The sequence below is a fragment of the Actibacterium sp. genome (genome assembly GCF_041584535.1).
Classification (GTDB): Bacteria; Pseudomonadota; Alphaproteobacteria; order Rhodobacterales; family Rhodobacteraceae; genus Actibacterium_D.
Genome location: NZ_JBFHDW010000081.1, coordinates 1 through 9,444 on the forward strand (window position 1 = coordinate 1; position 9,444 = coordinate 9,444).

Sequence of the window (9,444 nt, forward strand, 5' to 3'; positions counted from 1 at the left end):
GACCGGCCGCGTGGTCGCCGCCAGCGATCGCGGCCGCATCGGCACAAACATGCGCAATATCCATGCTTTCGTGAACGCGCTGCGCTCGGATGACACGATTTTCACCACCGAGCGTAATGACGAGGGCGCGTTCCAGTTCACCTATTCGCGCAAGATCACCAGCGACCGTCAGGCCGTCGGCGTGATTGTCGTGGCCGTCGATCTGGCCAAGCTGGAACGCAGCTGGGCCGGGATTTCCGACGCGGTTCTGGTGACTGACAGCACCGGCCAGATCATTCTGGCAACCGAACCGCGCTGGCGCGGGCTGACCCTGGACGAAGCCCTTGCAGCGCGCTCGGCCCCGACGGCGGTGGAACGGGCGCTGAAGGCCACGACCGATTGGGCCGCGCTGCCGCCCGACGCCTATCTGTCGGGCGAGGCGGTGATGCGCAACGAGGCGCGGATTCCGTTTCAGGGCTGGAAGCTGACCAGTTTCACCACCTATGCCTCGATCCGCGAGCGGGTGAACGGCGTTCTGGCGCTGGAGATCATGGGTTTTGCCATTCTTCTGGCGTTGGGGTTCTACCTGTCGTCACGGCGGGCGCAGTTGCAGACCGTGGTGTTCCAGCGCGAGTCGGCAGAACTTCGCGCACTGAACGCCCGGCTGCAGCGGGAAATTGCCGAACGCGAGAAGGCCGAAAAGAACCTTGAGGTCGCGGAACAGACGTTGGCGCAAAGCTCGAAACTGGCGGCCTTGGGCGAAATGTCGGCCGCTGTCAGCCATGAACTGAACCAGCCGCTGGCGGCAATGAAAACCTATCTGGCCGGGGCGCGGCTGTTGCTGCAACGCAAGCGCGCCGATGAAACGCTGGCCTCGTTCCAGCGCATCGACGATCTGATCGACCGCATGGGCGCCATCACCCGGCAATTGAAATCCTATGCGCGCAAATCGACGGGAGGCTTTGAACCCGTTGATTTCAAAGCATGTTTGTCGGCCTCTCTGGCGATGATGGAACCGCAGTTGAAGCAGCGCAAGGTGACGATCACCCGCACCTTGCCGCAAGGGCCGGTGCGGGTCATGGCCGACCGGGTGCGGCTGGAGCAGGTGATCATCAACCTGCTGCGCAACGCGCTGGACGCCACCAAGCAAACCCCTGACGCCCAGATCGACCTGATCCTCAGCGCTGGCGAGACCGCCACCCTGACCGTGCGCGACAACGGCCTTGGCATCGACGATCTGGATGCCCTGTTCGAGCCATTCTACACCACCAAATCCCCCGGCGACGGGGTTGGGCTGGGCCTTGCCATTTCCTCGGGGATCGTGAACGACCTTGGGGGGCGGCTGACCGCGCGAAACGGGCGCGGCGGCGGTGCGGTATTTGAGGTGCAGCTTCCAATTCTCGAAGAAGGGGCAGAAGCTGCCGAGTAGCAAGGACGGAGACTGCCGATGAACCGGGGCATCAAGATTGCGATTGTCGACGACGAACAGGACATGCGCCAGTCGATCAGCCAATGGCTGGCTCTGTCGGGCTTTGACACCGAAACCTTTGGCTCGGCCGAAGAGGCGCTGAAACAGATCGGCTCGGATTATCCGGGCATCGTGGTCAGCGACATCCGTATGCCGGGCATGGATGGCATGGCTTTCCTTAAAAAGCTGATGAGTCAGGACAGCAGCCTGCCGGTGATCATGATCACCGGCCATGGCGATGTGCCGATGGCGGTCGAGGCGATGCGGGTCGGCGCCTATGATTTCCTTGAAAAGCCGTTCAATCCCGACCGGATGACCGAGCTGGCCAAACGCGCCGCTCAGGCGCGGCGGCTGACGCTGGACAACCGCGCGCTGCGGCGCGAATTGTCGGACGGCACGGTTCTGATGAAAAAGCTGATCGGCAGCTCGCCGGTGATGGACCGGCTGCGCGAGGATATTCTCGATCTGGGGCAGGCCGATGGCCACGTTCTGATCGACGGCGAGACCGGCACCGGCAAGACGCTGGTCGCCCATGCGCTGCACGCGGTCGGCCCGCGCGCCGGGCGCAAATTCGTGCAGGTTTCCTGTGCGGCTTATACCGAGGAAAACCTGTCCTCGCGGCTTTTTGGCCCGATGACCGAAGGCGGCAGCCTGCCGCTGGTCGAAGAGGCGCGCGGCGGCACCTTATGTCTTGAGGATATCGAGGCGCTGCCGCAATCGCTGCAGGCGCGGCTTTTGACCTTTATCAACGAACAGGGCACCCCGGCGGAAACCCGGATTATCGCGGTCAGCAACCTGCAGGAACAAGGCAAGACCTGCGAAGACATGCTGCGCCCCGATCTGTATTACCGGCTGGCAGCGATGAAGATCACCCTGCCGCCGCTGCGCGCGCGGGGCGAGGATATCCTGACCCTGTTCACCCGCCTGTCCGAACAATACGCCGAGGAATACGGTTGTGACGCGCCGCAGGTCAGCGCCCAAGAGGCGGCGCAATTGTTGCAGGCGCCGTGGCCCGGCAATGTGCGGCAATTGATCAACGTCGCCGAACGCGCGGTGCTGCAATCGCGGCGCGGCTCGGGCACGATCGCCAGCTTGCTGATGTCGGACGATGACGAAATGCAGCCGGTGATGACCACCGAGGGCAAGCCGCTGAAGGAATATGTCGAGGCGTTTGAGCGCATGTTGATCGACAACACCATGCGGCGGCACAAGGGCTCGATCGTGGCGGTGATGGACGAGTTGTGCCTGCCGCGCCGGACGTTGAACGAAAAGATGGCCAAATACGGTCTCAGCCGCTCGGATTATCTGTAAGCCACGCAGGCCCGTTGACGCCGATGCGCGGGCGGGATAGCTGGCGCATATGGCACGCGCACCTCTGTTACAGCTTTCCGACATCTCGCTGACTTTCGGCGGCGAGCCGGTATTTTCAGGCCTTGATCTGGTGGTTCAACCCGGCGACCGGGTGGCGCTGGTCGGGCGCAACGGCTCGGGCAAATCGACCCTGATGAAGGTCATGGCCGGGCTGGTCGAACCCGATTCCGGCAGCCGCGTCGTGCCGCCCGGCGTTAGCGTCGGCTATATGGAACAGCACCCCGATCTGACCGGTTTCGCCACGCTGGGCGATTTCGCCGCCAGCACGCTGGACCCGTCTGAATCCTATCGCGTGGCGATGGTGGCCGAGGGGCTGAAATTCGATCCCTCGACCCCGGTTGAGACCGCCAGTGGCGGTGAACGCCGCCGCGCCGCGCTGGCCAAGCTGCTGGCCGAGGCGCCGGGGCTGATGCTGCTGGATGAACCGACCAACCATCTGGACATTCAGGCGATCCGCTGGCTTGAGGATCAGCTCAAGACCACCCGCGCCGCCTTTGTCCTGATCAGCCACGACCGCGCCTTCCTGCGGGCGCTGACCCGCGCGACCCTGTGGATCGACCGTGGCGCGGTGCGGCGTCAGGAAAAGGGCTTTGAGGCCTTTGAGGAATGGCGCGACAAGATCTGGGACGAAGAGGACGACGCCCGCCACAAGCTGGATCGCAAGATCAAATCCGAGGCCCGCTGGGCGGTCGAAGGCATCAGCGCCCGCCGCAAGCGCAATCAGGGCCGGGTGCGGGCCTTGCAGGGGCTGCGTCAGGATCGCGCCAACATGATCCGTCGTCAGGGCTCGGCCGAGATGGTGCTGGAAAGCGGCCAGAAGTCCGGCAAGAAGGTGATCGAAGCCCGCGAGATCAGCAAATCCTTTGACGGCAAGGTGATCCTGAAACCGTTCTCGCTGCGGGTGATGCGCGGCGACCGCGTGGCCTTTGTCGGCCCCAACGGTGCGGGCAAGACCACGCTGCTGAAGATGCTGACAGGCGAAATCGCCCCTGACAGTGGCACGGTTGATCTGGGCACCAATCTGGAACTGGCGGTGTTCGATCAGAACCGTTCAAAGCTGAACCCGGACCTCAGCCTTTGGGAAAGCCTGACGGGTGATCCGGAAATGCGGGTCTCGGGCAAGGCCGATCAGGTTCTGGTGCGCGGTCAACCCCGGCATGTGGTTGGATACCTTAAGGATTTTCTGTTCGACGAACGTCAGGCCCGCGCGCCGGTGCGGTCGCTGTCGGGTGGCGAAAAGGCCCGGTTGCTGCTGGCCAAGATCATGGCGCGCGAAAGCAATGTTCTGGTGTTGGACGAACCGACCAACGATCTGGACGTGGAAACGCTGGACCTGTTGCAGGAATTGCTGGGCGACTATGACGGCACGGTTTTGCTGGTCAGCCATGATCGCGATTTTCTGGACCGCGTCGCCAGCACCACCATCGCGATGGAGGGCGACGGCCGCGCCACGGTCTATGCCGGTGGCTGGTCGGATTATCAGGCCCAGCGTCCCGGCGACGACGTGGTGCGCGCCCCGGCTGATAAACCGGCCGCTGCCGCCACCCCGGCCAAGCCCACCGCGAAAAAGTCGAACGCCGGTTTGACCTATACCGAACAGCACCGTCTGGATAAGCTGCCCGATATCATTGCCCGGCTTGAGGCCGAAATCGGCAAGCTTGAGGAGTTCCTCGGCGATCCCGATCTCTTTAGCCGCGAACCGGCAAAATTCAACAAGGCCAGCGCGGCGCTGGTCGAACGGCAAGATGCACTGGCCAGCGCTGAAGAAGAATGGCTGATGCTGGAAGAAAAAGCGGCGGGCTAGGCCTCCGCGAAAGGGGGGACTATGGCCGGACCGTTGACAGGGCTGAGGATCGTCGAAATCGCCGGTCTGGGACCAACCCCGTTTACCGCGATGCTGCTGGCCGACATGGGGGCCGAGGTGATCCGGATTGAACGCCCCGGCAACACGCATCTCTTGGGGCTGGATTATGACATCCTGAACCGGGGCAGGGGCTTTGTGCAGCTTGACCTGAAATCCGAGACCGGGCGCGACACCGTGCTGCGGCTGCTGGCGCAGGCTGACGGGTTGATCGAAGGCATGCGCCCCGGCGTGATCGAGCGGCTGGGCCTGGGCCCTGATGCCGCGCTGGCAGTGAACCCGGCGCTGGTCTATGGCCGGATGACCGGCTGGGGGCAAGACGGGCCGCTGGCCAATGCCGCCGGGCATGACATCAACTATATCGCCCTCAGCGGCGCGTTACATGCGATCGGGGCCGAGGCGCCGGTGCCGCCGTTGAACCTGCTGGGCGATTTCGGCGGTGGCGGCATGTATCTGGGCTTTGGCATGGTCTGCGCCTTGTTCGAGGCCCAACGCAGCGGCCGCGGTCAGGTGATCGACGCCGCGATCACCGATGGCACCGCGCATCTGATGGCGATGATCTATGCGATGCGGCAGGGCGGGCAATGGCACGACCGGCGGCAAGCGAATATTCTGGACGGGGCCGCGCCCTATTACGGCACCTATCAATGCGCTTGCGGCGGCTATGTCGCCATCGGCGCGATCGAGCCGCAATTCTATGCCGAACTGCTGCGCCTGCTCGACCTTGACCCGGCCGATCTGCCGGATCGCGGCGATCAGGACAACTGGCCGCTGCTGCGCGCCCGGTTTGCGGCGCGGTTCCTGACCAGAACCCGCGATCAATGGAGCGCGATCATGGAAGGGACAGATGCTTGTTTCGCCCCGGTTCTGGCGATTGATGAGGCCGCCGCGCATCCGCACAACCGGGCGCGGGCGGCCTTTGTCACCATCGACGGGCATGAACAGCCCGCACCGGCCCCGCGTCTCAGCCGCACGCCGGGGCAGGTGCGCCCCAGCAGCCAGACCGAACCGGTCAATCTGGATGACGTGCTGGCGCGCTGGCAGGCCTGAGCGTGGTTATTGCATCCTGAGTGCGCCATCCAACCGGATGGTTTCGCCGTTCAGATAGCCACATCCGACGATGAACCCGGCCAGCGCCGCATATTCCGCCGGATCGCCCAGCCGCTTGGGGCAGGTCACGTCGGCGGCAAGGCCGTTCATGATCTCTTCGCCCAGACCGACCAGCATCGGCGTCATGAAAATGCCCGGCGCGATGGCCATGCAGCGAATGCCAAGGTTGGCCAGATCGCGGGCGATCGGCAGGCTCATCCCGGCAATCCCGGCTTTCGAGCCGGCATAGGCCGCCTGACCCTTTTGCCCGTCAAACGCCGCGACCGAGGCGGTGTTGATGATCACGCCGCGCTCGTTGCCGGCGTCGGGGTCGTTCTTGGCCATCTCGGCGGCGGCCAGCCGCAGGATGTTGAAGCTGCCGATCAGGTTGATGTCGATGGTGCGGCGAAAGGCGGCCAGATCATGCGGGCCATCGCGGCCGACGGTCTTTTCGCCCGTGGCGATCCCGGCGCAGTTGACGCAGACGGTGATACCGCCCATCGCGGCGCTGGCGGCCGAAACCGCGGCGCGGGCCGAGGCATCGTCGGTCACATCGACCTCTTGAAACCCGGCGCCGATTTCCGCAGCGACCGCGGTGCCACGGGCGACATCGCGGTCCAGAATCGTGACCTGAGCCCCGGCGGCACGAAAGGCGCGGGCGGTGGCCTCGCCCAACCCCGAGGCGGCGCCGGTGACGATCGCTTTTGCACTGCTCAGTTGCATTCTCTGTCCCTTCTGAATGATTTGTGGTCATTTAGACCGGGCCAAAGTCGGCTGTCCAGTCTGACGCGCTACCAGCGGCCCGAGGCACCACCGCCCGACGAATGCCCGCCGCCCGAGGACGAGGATGATCTTGAGACCCGGCCAATCGTGTAGGGCACCGTGTCACGATGGCCGCAGGACCGGCATTCGGTGACGCGCAGACCGCTGCCCTTGGTTGTGGTGGTCGCGGCGGTGGTGACATCGCGGTGCCGGTGCAGATCGCGCCGCCCGCATTCGGGGCAGGGCCGCAGCCGCACCGACCAATCCGCCAGCCGTTGGCGCAGCATCAACAGCGCCATGCTCAGAAACGCCAGATAGACCGGCCAGTTGCCATTGCCTTCCGGTTCTGGGGCCGGGGCATTGGCGGCATAAGGCCGGGCGATGTCGCGGATCATTGTGCGGGTGCCGGCCTCGATCCCGTCGGCGTAATGGTCATCGCGGAAATAGGGCAGGACGTTCGAATTGATCACCTCTTGCGCGGCGGCGTTCCAGTCGGCGCCATAGCCATCGGCCAGCTCGATCCGCATTTCGCGGTCCTGAACGGCGACATAGAACAGCATGCCGTCATCGCGCGGGGCACCGATGCGCCATGTGTTGAACAGATCGGTGGCAAAGGCCTCCATCGTTGGGGCCGGGGCATAGGCGGCGCGGCTGTCGATGGTCAGCACCAGCGCGGTGATCCCGGTCTCGTCCTGCAATTGTGTCAGCGCCTCGTTGACGCGGGCTTCGGCCTCGGGCGGCAAGAGATCGGCCAGATCGGTGACCAGCAGCGGGCCGAGGGCCGGGTAATCAGGGCTTTGGGCAAGCGCGGCGGGGCCGGTGACGGCACAGGTCAACAGCAAGGGGATTGCCAGCAGGGAACGGGTCAAACGGCGCATGTGTCAATGCAAAGGCTTCTGCGAACGTGACGCAAGGGGAAAACGCGGGCAAGGGGTGCGATCACAGTTGCGCGATTGGCCGCACGGGGCGCGACAGAGGCTGGAATCCGCCGAGTCTTTTCCGCAAAAACCGGCAAAAACGGCCATGTTTGGCCGATGTTCGCCCCCTTTGCGTGCCGATCTTGCACAGGCGCCTGGTCGGGCCTTGATATCATATGTCGCCCGATCGTCCGAGCAGACTGACGATTGGTGTGCGTCACGAATGGCTTATTTATGGAGCTGATAAAATGAAAAAACTGATCCCCCTTGCCGCCTGTATGCTGGCCACTGGCCCGGCGTTGGCCGGTTCGATCACGCCCGCGCCTTCTGATCCGGTCGTGGCAGCGCCCGCACCGGTCTATACCGCGTCGAATGACTGGACCGGCGGTTATGTCGGTGCGCAACTGGGCTTTGGCTCGTTCGAGGCACCGGGTGTCGCGCTGAGCGGCGACGGCTTTTTGGGCGGCGTCCATGGCGGGTATAATTACGACTTTGGCAATTATGTCGTGGGGGGTGAGCTGTCGTATGACACTGCCGATATCAGCATGGGCGCCGGCACGGTCTCGGACGCGGTGCGGCTGAAGCTGCGGGCCGGGGTCGATCTGGGCAATACGTTGATCTACGGCACCGCCGGGGCCTCGCGCATCAACGCCAATCTTGGGGGCGGCTCGGCCTGGGATACCGGCTATTTCGTCGGTGCCGGGATGGAATACATGATGACGGACAGTGTCTCGGTCGGGGGCGAGATTCTGTATGACCAGATCGACAATTTCGCGGGGTCTGGCAGCGATCTGCGCGGCCCGTCGATTGCTGCGCGGGTGTCGTTCCACTTTTAACCCCGGACCCATGGGGTTTGTCGGGCGGGCCAGTGGTCCGCCCGATTTCGTGTTGATGCCTCTTGGCAGCGCCCGTCCGGCCTGATATGCCGCTGGCATGACCACTTGCACCATCATTATTTGCCGCTGCATTACCTGCTGACATTGTCAGGCGGGCCGGTCTCTTTTCAGTCACATGCGAAGTTGCTAAAGCCCGCCGGGGAACCGCGCGCGAAGGACTTGTTATGACCGAGATCAGGCTGCACAACACCAAGACCCGCAAGAAAGAGGTCTTTACGCCCATCGACCCGGGCAACGTGCGTATGTATGTCTGCGGGCCGACAGTCTATGACCGCGCGCATCTGGGCAATGCGCGCCCCGTGGTGGTGTTCGACGTGCTGTATCGGCTGCTGCGCCATGTTTATGGGCCGGATCACGTCACCTATGTGCGCAATTTCACCGACGTCGATGACAAGATCAACGCGCGGGCGTTAGAGTACGTCGGCGCGGGCGGTGATGTGAATGCCGAGATCAAGCGCATCACCGAAATGACCACCCAGTGGTTCCTTGACGACATGCATGCTTTGGGCGCGCTGGACCCGAACCAGATGCCGCGCGCCACGGCCTATATCCCGCAGATGATCGAAATGATCGAAAAGCTGGTCGCGGACGGGTTCGCCTATGCCAAGGACGGCCATGTGCTGTTCCGGGTGCGTGAATATGCCAAATATGGCGCGCTGTCGGGGCGTTCGGTCGATGACATGATCGCCGGGGCGCGGGTTGAGATCGCGCCTTATAAAGAAGACCCGATGGATTTTGTGCTGTGGAAGCCCTCTACCGATGATCTGCCGGGCTGGGACAGCCCGTGGGGCCGCGGGCGTCCGGGTTGGCATATCGAATGCTCGGCCATGTCCTATGCCCTGCTGGGCGCGTCGTTCGACATCCACGGCGGCGGCAACGACCTGATGTTTCCGCACCACGAAAATGAAATCGCGCAAAGCCGCTGCGCCCACGAGGGCGGAGGCTTTGCAAAATACTGGCTACATAACGAGATGCTGCAGGTCGAGGGTAAGAAGATGTCCAAGAGCCTTGGCAATTTCTTCACCGTGCACGACCTACTGGACCAAGGCATTCCGGGTGAAGTGATCCGGTTCGTGTTCCTGTCGACGCATTACCGCAAGC

8 protein-coding genes are annotated in these 9,444 nt (G+C 63.6%); 6 read left to right on the forward strand and 2 right to left on the reverse strand.

All coding sequences use genetic code 11. The features are described 5' to 3' along the window. From ABYW26_RS05875 to ABYW26_RS05890, 4 genes are all read left to right on the forward strand, one after another. On the forward strand, positions 1-1,408 hold a 1,408-nt coding region (locus tag ABYW26_RS05875), incomplete at its 5' end, for an ATP-binding protein (protein WP_372603857.1). An 18-nt stretch (positions 1,409-1,426) separates the two neighbouring features. Beyond that, on the forward strand, positions 1,427-2,758 hold the full coding sequence (locus ABYW26_RS05880) for a sigma-54-dependent transcriptional regulator (RefSeq protein ID WP_372603858.1): 1,332 nt from the start codon (positions 1,427-1,429) through the stop codon (positions 2,756-2,758). A 49-nt stretch (positions 2,759-2,807) separates the two neighbouring features. Further along, on the forward strand, positions 2,808-4,622 hold the full coding sequence (locus ABYW26_RS05885; RefSeq protein ID WP_372603859.1) for an ABC-F family ATP-binding cassette domain-containing protein: 1,815 nt from the start codon (positions 2,808-2,810) through the stop codon (positions 4,620-4,622). Between the two features lie 21 nt (positions 4,623-4,643). Continuing rightward, positions 4,644-5,729, forward strand: a complete 1,086-nt coding sequence (locus ABYW26_RS05890) for a CaiB/BaiF CoA transferase family protein (RefSeq protein ID WP_372603860.1) — start codon at positions 4,644-4,646, stop codon at positions 5,727-5,729. Between the two features lie 6 nt (positions 5,730-5,735). Here the strand turns inward: ABYW26_RS05890 and ABYW26_RS05895 are convergent, their stop codons facing one another. Further along, positions 5,736-6,491 carry an SDR family NAD(P)-dependent oxidoreductase gene (locus tag ABYW26_RS05895; RefSeq protein WP_372603861.1) on the reverse strand — a complete coding sequence of 252 codons (756 nt, stop codon included), beginning with the start codon at positions 6,489-6,491 and terminating at the stop codon, positions 5,736-5,738. Positions 6,492-6,559: 68 nt separating this feature from the next. Then, positions 6,560-7,408: a YgcG family protein gene (locus ABYW26_RS05900; protein WP_372603862.1), complete on the reverse strand. Its 849-nt coding sequence runs from the start codon at positions 7,406-7,408 to the stop codon at positions 6,560-6,562. Between the two features lie 287 nt (positions 7,409-7,695). Here ABYW26_RS05900 and ABYW26_RS05905 point away from each other — a divergent pair, with 287 nt between their 5' ends. Both ABYW26_RS05905 and cysS read left to right on the forward strand, forming a co-directional pair. Next, positions 7,696-8,283, forward strand: coding sequence for an outer membrane protein (locus ABYW26_RS05905; RefSeq protein WP_372603863.1), 588 nt, complete (start codon positions 7,696-7,698; stop codon positions 8,281-8,283). A 224-nt stretch (positions 8,284-8,507) separates the two neighbouring features. Further along, the coding region (cysS, locus tag ABYW26_RS05910; protein ID WP_372603864.1) for a cysteine--tRNA ligase at positions 8,508-9,444 on the forward strand (937 nt) is incomplete at its 3' end.